The 15,713-nt window shown below is 57.9% G+C and carries 25 protein-coding genes; 22 read left to right on the top strand and 3 right to left on the bottom strand.

Annotated features, from left to right (window positions below; all coding sequences use genetic code 11):
• The first annotated feature begins 25 nt into the window (after window positions 1-25).
• Both EL199_RS10660 and EL199_RS10655 read left to right on the top strand, forming a co-directional pair.
• Window positions 26-247 (top strand): DUF7210 family protein, encoded by a 222-nt coding sequence (locus EL199_RS10660; protein ID WP_040355471.1) that lies wholly within the window; start codon window positions 26-28, stop codon window positions 245-247.
• A gap of 111 nt (window positions 248-358) precedes the next feature.
• Entirely contained in the window at window positions 359-865 is a 507-nt protein-coding gene (locus tag EL199_RS10655) for a hypothetical protein (RefSeq protein WP_004141483.1), read from the top strand.
• 102 nt (window positions 866-967) lie between these two features.
• On the opposite strand, the gene EL199_RS10650 is transcribed toward EL199_RS10655, so the two are convergent.
• Window positions 968-1,822 (bottom strand): XRE family transcriptional regulator, encoded by an 855-nt coding sequence (locus EL199_RS10650; RefSeq protein WP_004141485.1) that lies wholly within the window; start codon window positions 1,820-1,822, stop codon window positions 968-970.
• 140 nt (window positions 1,823-1,962) lie between these two features.
• Here EL199_RS10650 and EL199_RS10645 point away from each other — a divergent pair, with 140 nt between their 5' ends.
• The 20 genes from EL199_RS10645 to EL199_RS10555 all read left to right on the top strand — a co-directional run bounded on the left by EL199_RS10645 (window position 1,963) and on the right by EL199_RS10555 (window position 13,563).
• Window positions 1,963-2,223: a hypothetical protein gene (locus EL199_RS10645; RefSeq protein WP_004141488.1), complete on the top strand. Its 261-nt coding sequence runs from the start codon at window positions 1,963-1,965 to the stop codon at window positions 2,221-2,223.
• Between the two features lie 38 nt (window positions 2,224-2,261).
• On the top strand, window positions 2,262-2,564 hold the full coding sequence (locus EL199_RS10640) for a helix-turn-helix domain-containing protein (protein WP_004141491.1): 303 nt from the start codon (window positions 2,262-2,264) through the stop codon (window positions 2,562-2,564).
• A 10-nt stretch (window positions 2,565-2,574) separates the two neighbouring features.
• A complete protein-coding gene (locus EL199_RS10635; RefSeq protein ID WP_004141493.1) occupies window positions 2,575-3,498 on the top strand; it encodes a coiled-coil domain-containing protein in 924 nt (307 codons plus the stop codon).
• 33 nt (window positions 3,499-3,531) lie between these two features.
• The gene (locus tag EL199_RS10630) at window positions 3,532-5,292 is read left to right on the top strand and encodes a DDE-type integrase/transposase/recombinase (protein WP_050768091.1); all 1,761 of its coding nucleotides are present in this window, start codon (window positions 3,532-3,534) and stop codon (window positions 5,290-5,292) included.
• Window positions 5,289-6,398, top strand: a complete 1,110-nt coding sequence (locus EL199_RS10625; protein WP_004141497.1) for an ExeA family protein — start codon at window positions 5,289-5,291, stop codon at window positions 6,396-6,398. The genes EL199_RS10630 and EL199_RS10625 overlap by 4 nt, the downstream gene beginning before the upstream one ends.
• A gap of 9 nt (window positions 6,399-6,407) precedes the next feature.
• Window positions 6,408-6,614 (top strand): hypothetical protein, encoded by a 207-nt coding sequence (locus EL199_RS10620; protein ID WP_004141500.1) that lies wholly within the window; start codon window positions 6,408-6,410, stop codon window positions 6,612-6,614.
• On the top strand, window positions 6,611-7,102 hold the full coding sequence (locus EL199_RS10615; RefSeq protein WP_004141501.1) for a hypothetical protein: 492 nt from the start codon (window positions 6,611-6,613) through the stop codon (window positions 7,100-7,102). Before EL199_RS10620 ends, EL199_RS10615 begins: the two co-directional genes overlap by 4 nt.
• 35 nt (window positions 7,103-7,137) lie before the next feature.
• A complete protein-coding gene (locus tag EL199_RS10610; protein WP_004141503.1) occupies window positions 7,138-7,650 on the top strand; it encodes a host-nuclease inhibitor Gam family protein in 513 nt (170 codons plus the stop codon).
• Window positions 7,647-7,817, top strand: a complete 171-nt coding sequence (locus EL199_RS10605; protein WP_004141505.1) for a hypothetical protein — start codon at window positions 7,647-7,649, stop codon at window positions 7,815-7,817. Before EL199_RS10610 ends, EL199_RS10605 begins: the two co-directional genes overlap by 4 nt.
• Window positions 7,814-8,176 (top strand): hypothetical protein, encoded by a 363-nt coding sequence (locus EL199_RS10600; protein WP_004141507.1) that lies wholly within the window; start codon window positions 7,814-7,816, stop codon window positions 8,174-8,176. The genes EL199_RS10605 and EL199_RS10600 overlap by 4 nt, the downstream gene beginning before the upstream one ends.
• The gene (locus EL199_RS10595) at window positions 8,173-8,457 is read left to right on the top strand and encodes a hypothetical protein (RefSeq protein WP_004141509.1); all 285 of its coding nucleotides are present in this window, start codon (window positions 8,173-8,175) and stop codon (window positions 8,455-8,457) included. Before EL199_RS10600 ends, EL199_RS10595 begins: the two co-directional genes overlap by 4 nt.
• Complete coding sequence (locus EL199_RS10590) at window positions 8,454-8,933, top strand: hypothetical protein (RefSeq protein WP_004141511.1); 480 nt, start codon at window positions 8,454-8,456, stop codon at window positions 8,931-8,933. The genes EL199_RS10595 and EL199_RS10590 overlap by 4 nt, the downstream gene beginning before the upstream one ends.
• Before the next feature lies 1 nt (window position 8,934).
• A complete protein-coding gene (locus EL199_RS10585; RefSeq protein WP_004141514.1) occupies window positions 8,935-9,375 on the top strand; it encodes a hypothetical protein in 441 nt (146 codons plus the stop codon).
• A gap of 84 nt (window positions 9,376-9,459) precedes the next feature.
• Window positions 9,460-9,858 carry a regulatory protein GemA gene (locus tag EL199_RS10580; RefSeq protein ID WP_004141517.1) on the top strand — a complete coding sequence of 133 codons (399 nt, stop codon included), beginning with the start codon at window positions 9,460-9,462 and terminating at the stop codon, window positions 9,856-9,858.
• Window positions 9,855-10,235, top strand: coding sequence for a hypothetical protein (locus EL199_RS10575; RefSeq protein WP_004141519.1), 381 nt, complete (start codon window positions 9,855-9,857; stop codon window positions 10,233-10,235). Before EL199_RS10580 ends, EL199_RS10575 begins: the two co-directional genes overlap by 4 nt.
• Window positions 10,236-10,455: 220 nt before the next feature.
• Window positions 10,456-10,641: a hypothetical protein gene (locus tag EL199_RS10570; protein WP_004141522.1), complete on the top strand. Its 186-nt coding sequence runs from the start codon at window positions 10,456-10,458 to the stop codon at window positions 10,639-10,641.
• Complete coding sequence (locus EL199_RS12855) at window positions 10,616-10,753, top strand: hypothetical protein (RefSeq protein WP_169306933.1); 138 nt, start codon at window positions 10,616-10,618, stop codon at window positions 10,751-10,753. Before EL199_RS10570 ends, EL199_RS12855 begins: the two co-directional genes overlap by 26 nt.
• Window positions 10,750-11,862 carry an ATP-binding cassette domain-containing protein gene (locus EL199_RS10565; protein WP_004141523.1) on the top strand — a complete coding sequence of 371 codons (1,113 nt, stop codon included), beginning with the start codon at window positions 10,750-10,752 and terminating at the stop codon, window positions 11,860-11,862. Before EL199_RS12855 ends, EL199_RS10565 begins: the two co-directional genes overlap by 4 nt.
• Complete coding sequence (locus tag EL199_RS10560; RefSeq protein WP_004141525.1) at window positions 11,859-12,440, top strand: formyltransferase family protein; 582 nt, start codon at window positions 11,859-11,861, stop codon at window positions 12,438-12,440. Before EL199_RS10565 ends, EL199_RS10560 begins: the two co-directional genes overlap by 4 nt.
• Window positions 12,441-12,576: 136 nt before the next feature.
• Entirely contained in the window at window positions 12,577-13,563 is a 987-nt protein-coding gene (locus EL199_RS10555) for an ABC transporter substrate-binding protein (RefSeq protein ID WP_050768092.1), read from the top strand.
• A gap of 414 nt (window positions 13,564-13,977) precedes the next feature.
• On the opposite strand, the gene EL199_RS10550 is transcribed toward EL199_RS10555, so the two are convergent.
• Complete coding sequence (locus EL199_RS10550) at window positions 13,978-14,625, bottom strand: DUF4276 family protein (protein WP_004141533.1); 648 nt, start codon at window positions 14,623-14,625, stop codon at window positions 13,978-13,980.
• Entirely contained in the window at window positions 14,625-15,707 is a 1,083-nt protein-coding gene (locus EL199_RS10545; RefSeq protein WP_004141538.1) for an AAA family ATPase, read from the bottom strand. Before EL199_RS10545 ends, EL199_RS10550 begins: the two co-directional genes overlap by 1 nt.
• Window positions 15,708-15,713 lie beyond the last annotated feature (6 nt).

The raw sequence follows: 15,713 nt of genomic DNA, 5'->3' as shown, positions 1-15,713 counted from the left end.
GCCATGAGCAAAAGGAGCCGCACCCGTGACTGGCAAAAACACCACAACACCCGCGACGCCTGCGGTGACGCCCTCCGGCGTTCCCGTGCGCCTGCGCAGCCCCGCCGTCATCGGCAATATCGACTTTGCCGCGGGGGCAACCGTTACCGTCCCGCCTGACACCGCCGACTGGCTGGCCAAAAACGGTACGGCGGTCATTATTGACACACCCGACACAGAGGAGGACGCCACCTCGAAGCGTAAATAACCCCAACCGTTGAAAAAAAATTCTCCGTGGATTGCCGCCTTCGGGCGGCTTTTTTATAACGTGGCACAGCGTGTTATCCTGAACGGAGTATCAACAATAAGGGGACAGTCTATGCTCGGCTTTTTCTTTTCGCTGGCGATTATTGGCGTCGTGGCATTGTTTTTTGCGCTCAAATCACCACACAAGGCGCCATTTCTCGGTGCGCGCAAGACCCGCACCAATGTGTTACTCCGCTACGGCGGTTTCTGCGTGGTCTGTTTGGTGTTGGCGCTCGCTCTGCCTGTAATTGGTGTTGGCGATAGTGCGCTGGATAACGCTCCACACCGCACTGCTCCATCTGCCCAACCCGCTGCCGCGCCAGCGGCGGCCACGACGGACGAACACGAAAAAGACGCTGCCTTCCGCACCTGCCGCAAACTGATTAACGAACAAGTCAAAGACCCGCATTCTGTGGATGTCAGTATCACCGGCGTCGTCACCAGCCTGCGCGAAAACGGGCAAGTCTTCGTAACCATCCCCTTCGCCGCCAAAAATAGTTTTGGCCAGCCGCGCAACATGGAGGCAACCTGCCATATTTGGGACGGCCACGACCCGCAAATCACCCTGCGCGAACGCTAAGCACACACCGATTCCCGCCCGGCATTGCCGGGTTTTTTTATGCCTGGCAGTTGTCAAAGAATCCTTGACAACTGAACTTGTGAGTAAAAGTTGATAGTTGCCCTACTCGCCCCAGCGGGCGTGCCAAACGCGCTTGCCGATGATTTGAATATCCTCACCTGGTTGAATTAACCACGACGGATAGATCTCGTTGTCGGAGATGACGCGCACCCCCGCGCCCTCGCGCATCAGCCGCTTGAGGTATAGCACCTCGCCGTGGCGGAAGACAAAAATGCCGCTGTCTGCCGTGGTCTGGCGCATATCAATCATGACTGCGTCGTTGGACTGGATGGTCGGCTCCATTGAGTCGCCGCTTACGCGCACACAGGCGAGCATATCCGGCTGCAGCCCCTGCTTGCGCAGGCTGTATTTGGTAAAGGCGAGGTAGGTCAGGACGTTTTCGCCGTCGAAAAAGCGCCCGCCGCCCGCGCTCACCTCAACGTCATAGAGCGGAATCCAGGCGTAATCATTGACATCAGGCGTACGGTCGCGACCGGCCTCATAGGGCGCTGCGCGCTCTCGCAGGTGGCGGATGACCTCGTCTGTCGTGCCACGCAGTATCTCACCGCTACTGCTGCGCACACGCCATGTGCCGTCCGCCATTTGGTCGGCAACAATCTCATCTCCCAAAACCGGCGACGTCGCCGGTTTTGTGTTTTGCGATTCCGCTATCTCATTGTTTTTTCTGGAGCGCGGTTTTTGAAAACCGGCGACGTCGCCGGTTTTGCCGGTCAGGATATACACCGCGTCCAAGCCAAGGGCATTCATCCCGACCAGCTTGTCGGAGGGAATGGGGGACTGGTCTTTTTCCCAGCGGGCAATGGTCGTAAAGCTCACGCCGAGGGCGTCGCCAAGTTGCTCTTGGCTGCTGTAGCCCGCTAATTTTCGCTGCTCAAGCAGCCGTTTACCGATAGACATGTGTTAAATTTAGTAGATTTTGAGAGCTGTATTCTCCCAAAAAATCAAAAACATATACAAATATAGTAGAAAGATATTTGACAGGGTTATATGTACTAAATACAATACATTCAAACAACCAAAAACAGTCGAATATCACCATGAACGGACAGCAGATTTCACAGGCACTTAACCAAAAAGAGTTGAATTTCTCTCTCGTGGCGCAGGCTTGCGGCACCAGTGCCAGCCATATTCGCAATGTTGCGTATCGGCTCGTCACGAGCGCTCCCGTTGCCAACAAAATCGCGCGGGCATTGGGAAGACCTTTTGACGAGGTTTTTCCCGACTACGCAACCAAGCGCAACGCCAAGGCGGCGCGCGCCAAGCGTGTCAAGCAACTAGCAAAAATAGTTAATGACTGACGCAATTATTACACATATTTGCAACCCGGTAACAAATAATGAAAACACAAGGCCTATCCAGAACCCAACTGCGCGGCTATGAAACGATGAAGGCGCTGTTTGGGCATGAATTAAACGGCATCAGTTGCCAAGCGCTTGCCGACCGTTTTGGCGCGCAAAAGGCGGCGACGTTGCGTGATTTGCAAGCGCTCGAAGCTGCCGGGTTGGCAGAGCAGCTCCCGAACAAATGCTGGCGCGTCAGCCCAGCGCTCGGACGTGAGGCGCTCAAAATTTTTAACGCCGTTAATCAGGCGCGCGACCGCCTTAACGAAACTGCCAGCCGCTACGGCATCGGCTTGTAAGGAGTAGCCCATGAGCAACAAGCAAATAGACGCTGATGCGGTCTGGCAAGAGACCGCTGCCTCGGAAAAGGCGCTGGTCGCCGCCGCCGCGACCGCCGGGCAAATCGAAATGAACCAGCTGCTCGGTCGCCTGCAAGCCACGCAAGCGATTGCCGCCATGCTGGACGGCCTCTCGCTGGCGCAAATTGCCCAAATCAAAGAGGGCAAGCGCTACAAACAACTGGCCGGGCAAAAAATGGTTATCGGTGGCGTCGAAATCCGCCTGGATACGTGGGAGGGATTTTGCGCCGCCCTCGGTAGCAGCCGCCGCGGCATCGAAGAAAAACTCGACAACCTCCGCTTGCTCGGCGAAGAAGCGCTCGACAAGGCAACCGCGCTCGGAATGACCACACAGGAGCTGCGCAAGTTGCGCCGTCTGGACGCGAGCGACCAGCAAATCGTCATCGGCGAAATCGAAGTCGCCGCAGGCGACAAGGAGGCCATCATTGACCTCATCACTGACATGGCGGCCAAGCACAGCAAGGAGCGCGAAGAGCTGCAAGCCAAGCTGGAAGACCAGCGCGGTGAAGCCGCTGCCTCCGAGCGCATTATTGAGGAGCGAAACAAGCGCATCGACAAACTGGAAAAACAACTGCACAAGCAACAGCACCGCACGATGGAAGAAAAGCGCCAGCAGCAGATGACCGACGCGGGCGCGGCGCAAATCCTCTGCCTTGCCCCGCTTGCCGGACTGGATGACGCCATTGACACCCTGCTCGGCGAAGACGATGCCGCCTGCACCCGCCACGCCGCCAACCTCCTGCACGAATTGCGCGCCGCCGTTGAAGACCTGCAACTGAAATACGGCCTCGGCGATGTCGCCAACCCTGACGACAGCTGGATGCAGGGCGGGTTTGACACCGAACAAGCTGCACAGGCCAACGAACTGAAATAACCCCCCCTCACCCCTATGAACGAGGCATATCTGATGGAACTGATCGCAAAACTGGAAGCCGCGCCGCATGGTGGTCGTGACGCCATCGTCGATGCCGCCGCTGCTTTTGTTGGCAAGAGCAAGACCACGGTCTATCGCGCCCTGCGAAAATTGGGCTACAACAGCAACCGCAAAACCCGCACTGACAAAGGCAGCAGCGTTATCAGCGATGACGAGCTTGCCAGCATCGCTGCCATCCAGCACGCCGCCACACGCAAAACCGGCAAACGCCTTGCCAGCGCCCAAACCGCAGTCGAGATTGCCGCCGCCAACGGCCTCGCTGCGCGCCAGTACAGCCCATCCACCGTCAATCGTCAACTACGCGAACGCGGGTTTTCCGGCGCGCAGATGCGCCGCGCCGCCCCACACGTACAACTGGCGAGCCGCCATCCAAACCACATGTGGCAGATTGACCCGTCCTATTGCGTCCTCTACTACCTGAAGGCAGGCAAGGGCTTGGCGGTGATGGATGAGGCGCAGTTTTACAAAAACAAGCCGCACAACTTCGCCAAAATCGCCCGTGACCGCGTACTGCGCTACGTCTGCGTTGACCATTGCACCGGCGCTTTCTATTGCCGCTACTACAACGTCAGCGGCGAGAACGCCGAGACCATGTTTGATTTCCTGATGCGCGCGATGGGCAGTAAGGACAAGCAGCACAACCCTTTCGAGGGCGTGCCGAAAATCCTTTACTGGGACAAGGGCAGCGCCAACCAGTCATCGCTCATCCTTGCCCTGCTGGAAGGGCTGGGCATCGAGCATCACGCCCACGTCAAAGGTAACAGTCGTGCCAAAGGTAGTGTCGAAAAGCACAACGACCTCATCGAAACCAACTTCGAGAGCCGCCTCACTTTTGCCCACATCGAGAGTATTGAGCAGCTCAACGCCGCCTGCGAGCGCTGGCAGCGCCATTTTCAGGCGACCCACGTCCACAGCCGTCACGGCATGACCCGCTTTGCCGCGTGGCGCAAGATTACCCCGGAGCAGCTCATTGCCCGCCCGCCGCTGGAGCTTTGCCGCGTGTTACTCACCGGCAAGGCGGAGCAGCGCACAGTTGGCGGTAACTACCACATCAGCTACGCCATCCCCGGTTACGGCAGCCGCCGCTACCGCGTCGCCGACGTGGACAACATCCGCATCGGCGAGACGGTCACGGTACAGGTCAACCCCTACGCCGCGCCGAGCATCTGGGTCAGCCATCCCGACCGCTACGGCGAGATGCAACGCTACGAGATAGCGCCGCTGGAGGTGGACGACTGGGGCTTTGCCGCCGATGCCGTACCAGTGGACGGCCATTTTCAACAGGCGCCTGACGACGTGCTCACCACCAACCGCAAGACGCTCGACGAAATTGCCTGGGGGACGCGCGACGCGCAGGAGGTGGACAAACTGCACAACAGCAAATCCGCCCCGGCCTTTGCCGGCACGCTCAACCCGTTTCCGGGCGCGCCCGCACCAAGCAAGATTCAGCACTTTCCTCGCCACGGCCAACCGCGCAAAGTCGCCGCCACCGCGCCGCAACAACTGCCGGTCAATCCGCTGTTTGTGCCTGCTACGGCCGCACCGCGCGAGGAGAGCATCCTGCCGGTGATGGATTTCATCCGCTACTGCGCGAGTGAGATGACCATCACCCCCGAACTCAACGCCGAAATCCGCGCCACCTACCCGGATGGCTTGCCGGAGAGCGCCTTTGAAGACGCGCTGAAATGCCTGCTGCAACCGGCGCTGTTTACGCGCACCAAGGAGATTGCATGACCCTCGCCGACATCCTCACCGCGCACAGCATCAGTCAGGCACAACTGGCGGCAGGCGTACTACGTCCCGACGGCAAGCCTTACAGCGTCGCCGTCATCAACCGCATCATCCGCCACGGCGAATATCCCAAATCCGCCGACTCCGCCGCCCTGCGCGCGCAAATTGAAACCCGCCTGGCCGACCTCGGCATCACCGTCGCCGTTGCCTGGCCAACCACCCCGAAAACATGGGAGTACCCCGACATGCAAGTCTTAACCCAACAGGCGCGTCAGCTCTTCCGCCTGCCCAAATCCCCCTTCGTCGATGACGTCCAGACCCGCGACGACGTCTATCTCTCCGACGAGCAGCGCTACATCCGGCAAAACATGCTCTTTGCCGCCAAACAGGCGGGGTTCGTCGCCATCATCGGCGAGAGCGGCGCGGGCAAAACCACGCTCAAGCGCGACCTAATCGAGGGCATCAAACACGCGGGCGAGCCGATTATCGTCATCCAGCCGCAAAGCATCGACAAGGCGCGCCTGACCACCGCCCACCTCTGCGATGCCATTATCGAGGACGTCAGCCAGGGCACCGCCACCCCACGCCGCTCAATGGAGGCCAAGGCGCGGCAAATCCAGCGCCTGCTGACCGAGAGCAGCCGCGCCGGTAACAAGCACTGCCTCATCATTGACGAGGCGCACGACCTCACCGTGCCGATGCTCAAATACCTCAAGCGCTTCTGGGAGTTGGAGGACGGGATGCGCCGTCTGCTCGGCATCGTCCTCATCGGCCAGCCGGAGCTGAAACTGAAGCTATCTGAGCGCAATGCCGACCTGCGCGAAGTAGTGCGCAGATGCGAACAAATCGAGCTGCAACCACTCAACGCCTTCGTCGCCGATTACCTCACCCACAAACTGCGCCGCCTTGATGTTGCTTTCGAGGACGTCTTCGCCGCCGACGCCGTGAGCGGCCTCGTCGCCCGCCTGACCCGCCCCTCTGCCGACGGCAAACAGGTGATGAGCCTGCTCTACCCGCTCATCGTCAACAATACAGTCACCGCCGCCCTCAACGAAGCGGCCAAACTAGGCTACCGCCAAGTCACCGCCGATATTTTCAACGCCATTTGAGGAGGCCATATGAATCAAAAAGACCTGGAAACCGTGCTGCAAGCATGGATAAACGCCTCGCTGGAACTGGCCGCAGTGATGGAGGTACAAGGCATGACACGCATTGCCCCCGTCCTGCAACTCGCCAGCGGCAAAGACGGCGAGCTCTCGCTGCGCATCGTTACCCCCGAAGAGGAGGATGAAGATTGGGAAGACGACGAGGAGGGCGACGCATGAACCGCGCAGATGCCGAGAAGCAATTGTGGGCGGATTACCGCCGCGCGTTACGGGAGCGCGATTACGACCCGCTCACCCCCTACCACGCAGATCTGTACCCCCTCGCAAACAAGCTCAACGCCATGCTGACCGATATCCAAAACCGCATGACGTGTGCGCTGCAAATTGCGCAGGGCATACAGGGCGAAGAACCGCGCGTTGAAGCCGTCCGCAATGAAGGGAAGTGGCAGGACAGCGTTGTAGAGCTTGCCCTGACCTTTGGTAACAACATCAGGGCGGTGATGAACATCGGCGTAAGCGGTATCCACAGTCTCTTTTATTACGACAGCACTCTTGTAACCGCCAAAACCAGCCGCTATGCCGACATTACCGCCGGCGACAGCATCAGCATCATCGCCCACGGTCACCTTGACTGGCTGCGCGGCGAAAACCATGCCCTGCAACAGTATCTGGCCGAGCGTCGTGCCGCTCAGGCTGATTTGCCTTAACCGCCCATTAAAACCATCTTAACCGGAGACCAAACATGGCCAAAACCCGCCTTAAAGCCCAAACCCTCGCCACGCCGCAGAGCCGCGAAGAAACGCAAAACTGGATCAAAGACCTCGGTGACGTGCAACGCGAGCATACCCGCGCCGTCGCCGCCATGAACGACGAAATCGCCGTTATCACCGAGCGCCACAAAGACGGCATCAATGCGCTTGCCGAGCGTGTCAAGGAGCTGCAAACCGGCATCCAGACTTGGTGCGAGGCCAACCGCGCCGAACTGACCGCCAAAGGCAAAACCGCCAACCTCATCACCGGCGAAGTGAGCTGGCGCCTGCGCCCGCCGTCCATTCGCATCCGCTCACAAGATGCGGTGCTGGAAGCGCTGCGCACCCTCGGTCTCATCCGCTTTGTCCGCGTCAAGGAGGAGGTCAACAAGGACGCGATGCTCGCCGAGATGGACATTGCCGCCACCGTGGCAGGCGTCACCGTGGTCAAGGGCGTCGAGGACTTTGTGATCACGCCGTACGAAGTTGAGGGGGTGCAACCATGAGGACGCTGATTGACTGGCTTGTCGCGCGGCTGCGCCGCCGCATCCGTTTGAGCTATCACTTGCACGACGCCGACGGCACCATCGAAATCCGCCAAGGCTGGCACACCGTGCGCCTGAGCCATAGCGATTACCTGCTGCTACAACAACTGAAAGGGTGGCAACAATGAAGGCGCTGAAATTTGTTGAGCGGCATGCCGCGCTGATTTGTTGCCTCTGCGTCGCCATGGGGGCGCTGGTCGTCATCAAAGGCGCCATCAGTGCCGAACCAGGCAACGTCGCGTGCGGCGCGCTCATCACCCTGTTTGGCCTTGGCGGACTCACCCTGCTGTTCGTGATGGACATCTACGACCACCTGCGCGGCGTCCCCCTGCCGCACGAGCGAGAGCTGGTGCAGGCCGTCGCCAGCCTGCATGCCAGCGAAACGCCGGAGCTGAATCCGCGCGACCGCCACTACCGCCGCGCCGCCGCTGAGCAGGAAGTGGTCGCCGCCGCCGAGGCGCTGGTTAAAGCACGGGGCTGGTCATGAGCTTTACCACTCGCTGCACGCCACATAAGCACGCCGCGCTGTTCTTTCGACTGCAAGGGCTGGCCGAGCACGTCATGCGCAGACTCGGCGACGCAGAGGCGCAAATCCGCCGGTTCATCGGTAGGATAGCCGCTGTTCAAATCATCTGGGCAAACAAGGAGCGGGCAAAAGAGATCGTTTTTGAGCTCAATGGAGACGACGGGGCGCACGCCATGATTTGTACACTCAACGAAGCAAATGACGAAATCACTCATGTACGTACCGAAAGGAGCCGGACATGAAAACCCGCTGCCCCAACTGTGGCGCCACCCTGAGCCTCGACGCACTCATTGCCCACGACGATGCCCGCACCGCGCTGCGCCTCTTGGTGCAACTGGGCGGCGACCTTGCCACCCTGACCGTGCGCTACCTCGGCCTCTTTCGCCCAACGCAGACCGAGCTGACCTTCGCCCGCGTCGCCAAACTGCTCGGCGAAATCCTGCCGGACATACAGGCGCAGCGCATCGAGCGCAAGGGCGCGGTATATGACGCACCACCCGCCGCGTGGCTGTGGGCAATGCAGGAAGTGCTGGTCACCCGCGACAGCGGCAAACTCACCCTGCCGCTGAAAAACCACGGATACCTCTACGAAGTGCTGACCCACTACCGCCCCGCCGCCGTCAGTGTGGTGACACCCGCCACCCCGGCGGACGCCGCCCCCGTTACCAACAGCAAAACCGGCGCGGCGGTAAGTGCGCTTGCCGGGATGCTCAAATGACATGCCGAAAGAAATCCACAACGCCATCATCGTTGGCCTCATCAAGCTGGTCACCCTGCGACTGCGAGGCGCGCCGCCCGCCGAAAGCGTTACCACCGTCGCCGAAGTATGGCTGGAAACACTGGCACGGCGGGATTGGCAACCCGCAGACGTTGCCCGCATCGAGTGTGCCTTCCGTAGCCTCTGCGCCGAGATGACCGACTGGCCGGCACCGCGCCACTTCCTCGACCGCCTGCCCCCACCCCCCGCCCTGCCATCACCGCCACAAACCGCCCGCGACCCGAAAGAGGCTGCCGAAACCGAAGCTCTGCTTGAAAACCTTGCCCGACAATTAAAAATGGAGAACGCCCATGAACACCGAACAGAAACAGAACAAAAAAACCGCCGAAGTAGTCGGCAGCCTGATCGTGACGCTGGTAGATACCTCAATGGCGCTAAATAACAACGATCGCGAACACGCCATCGCCAACCTGCAACACGCGCAGACGCTGCTTGCTGCCACCCTCGAAACCCTCGGAGGCTGACCATGTATATCGGCAACCAAACCGCTCGCATCCACATCGGTAAAGCGCGCCTCGGCATGGATGACGACACCTACCGTGCCTTCCTGCAGCGACTCACCGGCAAAAGCAGCAGCAAGGACATGAGTACCGGACAGCGCGCCCGCGTACTGATGGAAATGACCCGCCTCGGCGCTTTCAAGGACGCGCGCCGCCCGCTCACCCGCCAGCAACGCGCCTGCCTCGGCAAATGGTACGACCTGCGTAAGCGCGGCATCGTGCAGAGCAAGGACAAGAGCAGCTTCAACCGCTATATCAAGCGCCATTTTGGCAAAAATAACCTCGCCGACCTTGCCGACGACGAGACCAACAAGCTCTACAACATGCTCGAAGGCTGGTTGCAGGGCGCCACGGAGAGCGCATGAGCGAATTTCAGTGGGGCGTGCAAATCCCCGAACCGGACATCAACGAAAGCGGCGAATTTTTCGCCGCTCTGGCCGACCACACCTGCAGCGCGCTTGTCGCCGCAGGCATCCCCGACGAGACCGCCGCCGAGGCGGTCAATCGCGTGCTGGTTCACCTCGCCGAAACCTTCAGCGGCGAAAAATTCTACGTCACCAAACAGCCCGCCACCTTCGCCCGCTGGATGATGGCCTACCAAGACCTGCGGCGCATGCCGTCGCGCGACGTTGACCGCAAATATGGCTGGAGCGACGGCTATTCGCTCCGCGTCAAAGAAAAAGTGGATGCGCTCATCCAGCGCCGCACCCAGCTGCGGCTACCGCTCAACAGCAAAAAATAAGGCAGGCGCAACGCCTGCCTTAATCTTTGGCAAATCCCAAACCAGTCTAACCGCGCCAGCGGCGCTCATCCCTGAAAATCTCCACAGCAAACGGACGACCGGCGCGCCGCGCGAACAGCGCGCCAGCCCCCGCGGTGTGTGACCACCACGAGCAAGATCCGCTCCTCTCGCGAGAGGGCGGCAAGCCTACCGATTAACATCAGGCGACGCAAGAGGACACATGCCGACCATGCAACACCGCTGCACCTGCAACAAATTACTCGCCGAAAGTCGTGACCTGCGCGGCACCATCGCGATTAAATGCCCGCGCTGCAAGCGGCTCTACACCATCACCTACAAGAATGCCGCCGAGCGTCAGACAACAGGAGCTCCTGACGCCCATGAAATATGGCAAAAACGGCTTTAAGTACCGGCCACAATATGCAGTCATCATCCGCTGCACAGACGAAACCGAGCAGCGCAACACCTACGAACGGCTGCGTGCAGAAGGTTACAGTCTCAAGGTGGTCAACGTATGACCACCATCACCATCCACCACCATTGCACCGATTTTGACAGCTACCGCGCGGCACGGGTCAAATCCCTGTTTAACGTTGAAAACGGCGCCGACGTACATATCGAGGCGGCGTTGCCATTGGACGCACGGCCTTGGCAAATTGGCGTTATCGTCGGACCATCTGGCAGCGGTAAAACCAGCATCGGCAAGCGATTAGGCAAACTCTATGCCCCGACATGGCCGCGCGATTGTCCGATTGTCGATGCCATTGCCCCCGATGGTAGTTTTGATGACGTAACCGCCGCGCTGGCCTCAGTAGGGCTTGGTACCGTCCCCAGCTGGCTGCGCCCCTACCACGTCCTTTCCAACGGTGAGCGCTTCCGTGCCAATCTTGCCCGCCTGATTTGCGAGGCGCCTGCGTTTGCCGTACTGGATGAGTTTTCCTCTGTGGTTGACCGGCAGATTGCACAAGTAGGTGCGGGCGCATTTGCCAAGAGCTGGCGGCGTATCGCCGGGCGACCACAAACCGTACTGCTATCCTGCCATTACGACATCCTTGACTGGATACAGCCAGACTGGGTTTTTGACACCGAGAGCGGCGCATTCCAATGGGGGTGGGCTAGGCAACGCCCACGCATCGACCTGGAAATATACCCTTGCCGTCAGACCGACTGGCGCCTGTTTGCGTCGCATCACTATCTAGACCTGCCGCCAATGGTAGCCTCCGCCCACTACATGGGACTGGTCAGAGGACAGCCGGTAGCCCATATCGCTTTCTCCACACGCCCCGGCATGGCCGAGGCGCGTGCCTGCCGCTTGGTAGTCATGCCAGAATGGCAAGGCGCGGGCGTAGGAATGCGCTTCCTCAACGGCTGCTGCCAGCTTTGGTTAGACGGCGACAACCGCTACGCGCGCCCGCTGCGCACGCTTTTCCACACCAGTCATCCCGGTCTTGCCGCCGCCCTGCGCCGTGACCCGAAATGGACACAAGTATCGGCGCAGCTCCACGGCGGCAGCAAAGCGCGTTCATCCGCCAGCCTGCGCAAAACAATGGGAGCGGATGCCGGTTCAGGCTTTGGCGGCCATTTGCGCGCCGTGCAGGGATTCCGCTACTTGGGGGAGGACGTATGAGAGTAGTGATTGCCGGGCAAAAATGGCTGGCCACTGAAATACTCGCCGCCTGCATAGCCCGCAGCTATGACATATTATTGGCCGTCACCAACCCGGCTGGCAGCTTTGCTAAGGCGGCAGCAGGGCAGGGTGTTGCCGTAAGCGCGCAGATTGCGGACATACCGCCCTGCGACGTCATTGTCGCAGCGCACCTGCACCAGTACCTGCCCGCGTCAATCCGCGCACGGGCAAAAAGCGGCGTCATCGCCTACCATCCATCGCTACTACCACGACACAGAGGACGGGACGCGGTGCGCTGGGCGATACATATGCGGGAGCCAATAACGGGCGGGACGGTTTACCGGATGGACGACGGCGCAGACACGGGCGCGCTGCTGGCACAGGACTGGTGCCACATACGGCCGGAGGATACCGCAGCGACCTTATGGCAACGGGAGCTTGCGCCGATGGGGGTGCGGTTGATGATGGACGTATTGGGAGAGATTGAGCGGGGTGGCGACGCCGCCGGTTTCCCGCAAGATGAGAGACTGGCGACATTCGAGCCGGGATTTCCGGCAGCCGCCCTTGCTGATATTTGAGACAAAGTTGCTATATTTACAACTTTTGCAACTCGCATTTATGTCGCATTTTACCCGCAAATATCGCGCGCGGGATTAAATGGAATACAAACGGGCGCGCTATAATGCCATTCTCATTTGCACTCGGAGTACTATCATGCTGAAACGACGCCAATTTATCACCGCCACTTCCGCCGCATTGACCGCGCTGTCGCTGCCCGTGCGCGCGCAGTCTGCAAACAAACTGACGCTGTGGGGGCCGCCGGTCACGCCGAGCGTGCTGCTCGCCATCGCCGCGCAAGAAGGCAAGGCGAAAGACATCAGCCCGTTTGACGTGCAAATCTGGCGCAGTCCCGACCAGTTGCGCGCTGGATTATTGAACGGCGACATCGCCGCCTCCATCGTGCCGAGCTACGTTGCCGCCAACCTCTACAACCAGGGAAAAAAAGTCAAACTGTTCAACATCATGAGCGAGGGGCTGAACTACATCGCCGCTCCCGTCGCGAACGGCAAACCGCTGGTTGCCAGCCTTGCCGATCTGGCGCAGCACAGCCTCGTCATCCCCTTCAAAAACGATATGCCCGACCTGCTCCTGCAAATCCTCTATAAAAAGGCGGGGCTGGATTTTTCCGCGGCGCAAGTGAGCTACACCGCAACGCCGCCGGAGGCGTTGGTGCTGTTCCTGAGCGGCAAAGTCGATTGCGCCAACCTGCCCGAACCGCTGATGAGCCTGGCGCTGCTCAAAGCGAAAGAGAAGGGCAAGGAAATCACGCGCGCGCTGGACGTGCAGCAACTCTGGGGCGAAGCGTTTAACAGCGCGGCGCGCGTACCGCTCGCGGGACTGCTTTTCACCGAGGAATTCATCGCGCAGAACAGCGCCTTTATCGCCGCATTGGATGAAGACTTGAAAGCGGCAGTCGCATGGAGCAAAGCCAACCCTGAAAAAACGGCGGAACTGGCGGCGAAATATCTGCCCTTCCCGCAAGAAGCGCTTGCCGCCGGTATTCCGCATTCGCGCTTCTCCGCCATTCCTGCGGCCAGTATTGAAGCGGAGATTTTGCACTTCTACACGGAAATGCACGCGCTCAATGCGAAAATCACCGGCGGCAAAGTGCCGGATGCAGGGCTGTTTTATCGCGCTTGATTAAAGCGAAAAGAAACCCCGCATGAGCGGGGTTTTTATAGCGGACCCCATTTGTATTCCATACAACGATCCGCAGAAGAAAGCCCTTTCTTCTGCGGAAAAGAGACAAGGTTGTATGGAATACAAATGGGATAGCTATACTATTCAGGAATAACGCGCTTATTCACAGTAATCAGTAAAACCGAGAATATTGACGAAAGAAAGGCGGCATTATTTTGTCTAGTTGGCACAGGTGTTATAGCCATCCACATAAAGGTTCAGACAAGGCGCGCCGCTGGAGACAACACCATAGGGTGTGTCTCGGCGCAACGTCGCGGAAATATTTGTTTTGTATCATGGTGCGCCAAGGCACACTCTATAACCCCAGCAACAAAACACCGTATGGGATTTTCGGATGATTGCTATATAAATTATTTAGAGTGCTCGTAGGCGTTCCATCCATTGATGAAAATGCGGGCATTCACGCTCAATGACGGCGAGCGTGATTTTTTGTGCCGCGATCGGACCGTGGCGGGTTTTGCGGTATTTGGGCGACAGACATTCCAATCTCTTGGAGGGTTTGGTCTCGTAGCTGTTATTGATATGTTCTGGCGTTTTGAAAGCGTTGCGAATAGCTTGCAGTTCGGTCGCTTGTTTTTCCCATGCGGGTTCAATTTGGATCAAAGCGTTGGTGTCTGAAAAAAGCAGACCTTCAAATTCGTAGGGCTGGATATAGGGAATAAAGCGATCCGGGCGGCATTGATATTTATTAGTAATGCAGTAGTGTAGTTGTTGCTCTAGCGTGGCGACTTTCTGATAAACATCAGAGGAGCCATTTATATTGAGGTATCCCGGAAAGTGTGTATTCAGCCCGTATAAATCTAGCATGGTAGAAATAATAGTGTCGTCTCGTTCTCGAAGGATATTACGCATATGCAGGCAGAAGCGTTCAAAATTAACATTGCCAGCAAAATTTCGCGTCTCCAAAAAGATATTTAATGGCCAAAAAGCAGGCGCGACGGTATCACGGATAAAGGTTTCTTCACTTTGTCCCTCTACCAGGATAATGACAGTTTTATACATTAGGGGCGTCCCCCGAAGACATTTTGTTTCCACAGTTCGCCCAAGGTGTATTCTTCCAGCCAGGCATCAAGCGCTTCTCGTGACAGTCTTTTGAATACAGAGGCATCATTTTCTTGGTCGACGACGATAACGTCTTCCGGATCAAATTCGTTAATGAGTTCGACTGACTGGGTGGAAATGATGAGCTGCTTTTCTTCGGCGACTTGTTTGATGATGTCCGCCAAGACGCCGATGGCATAGGGATGCAAACCTAATTCCGGTTCGTCTATGAGGATGGTATCTGGCAGAAGATCAACGGGTTGTAAAAGCAGGGTAGCAAGGCAAATAAAGCGCAGGCTGCCGTCGGAAAGCATATGCGCTTTCAGCGGGGTATCAGGATGACCGGTTTGTGTCCATTCCAGCTCGATATATTCCGCTTCACCAGGGCGATGGACAAAATCGGCGAAGAACGGCAGCGCGAGGCGGATGGTTGCAACGATGCGCTGATATTCGTCCGGGTATTCTTTGTATAATCGGCGCAGATAGGCAGCCAAGTTGGCGGCATCTGTTTTGAATTGCAGGTTGTCATTGCTGGCGTGCTTTTGTTTAACCCTAGCGCTTTCGCTGGTGTCGTGGAAGTGGTAAACGCGCCAGCTTTCCAATGCATCCCGTACATAGGGAGAATACTGATCTTTGGCTTCTTTTAGTTTGGATTCATCATGTCCTGTTCCCAGAAGCGCACTAGGCTGAGAATTGAAATATACGCCGCGAAACCAACTATATTCATTTTCGAAGATTAGACGGTTGTCATTGCTTGGTACAAGGTTGAACTTGTACCCATTTCGTGCAAAGTAAATTTCTGATTGAATAGAGTCGGTTTCTTTACGGCCAAAATGCAATAGTGCGTCCGGACCACCCTGTTTTTGTACATAGAGTTGTAATTGCTGCTGGTACATAGCATTGACCAGACGGAAAAAACCAATAAAGTTGCTTTTTCCGGCACCGTTCGCGCCAATCAGGATATTGAGATTGTGCAGGTCAAAGTCTTCCAGTTCACGTATGGATTTGTAACCTCGTAGGGTTAATTGGTAGATTTTTGACATGGCAAT

This window comes from Cardiobacterium hominis (assembly GCF_900637305.1).
Taxonomy (GTDB): Bacteria; Pseudomonadota; Gammaproteobacteria; order Cardiobacteriales; family Cardiobacteriaceae; genus Cardiobacterium; species Cardiobacterium hominis.
The sequence above is the reverse complement of the archived record's forward strand: the minus strand, read 5'-3'. Positions and strand labels throughout refer to the sequence as shown.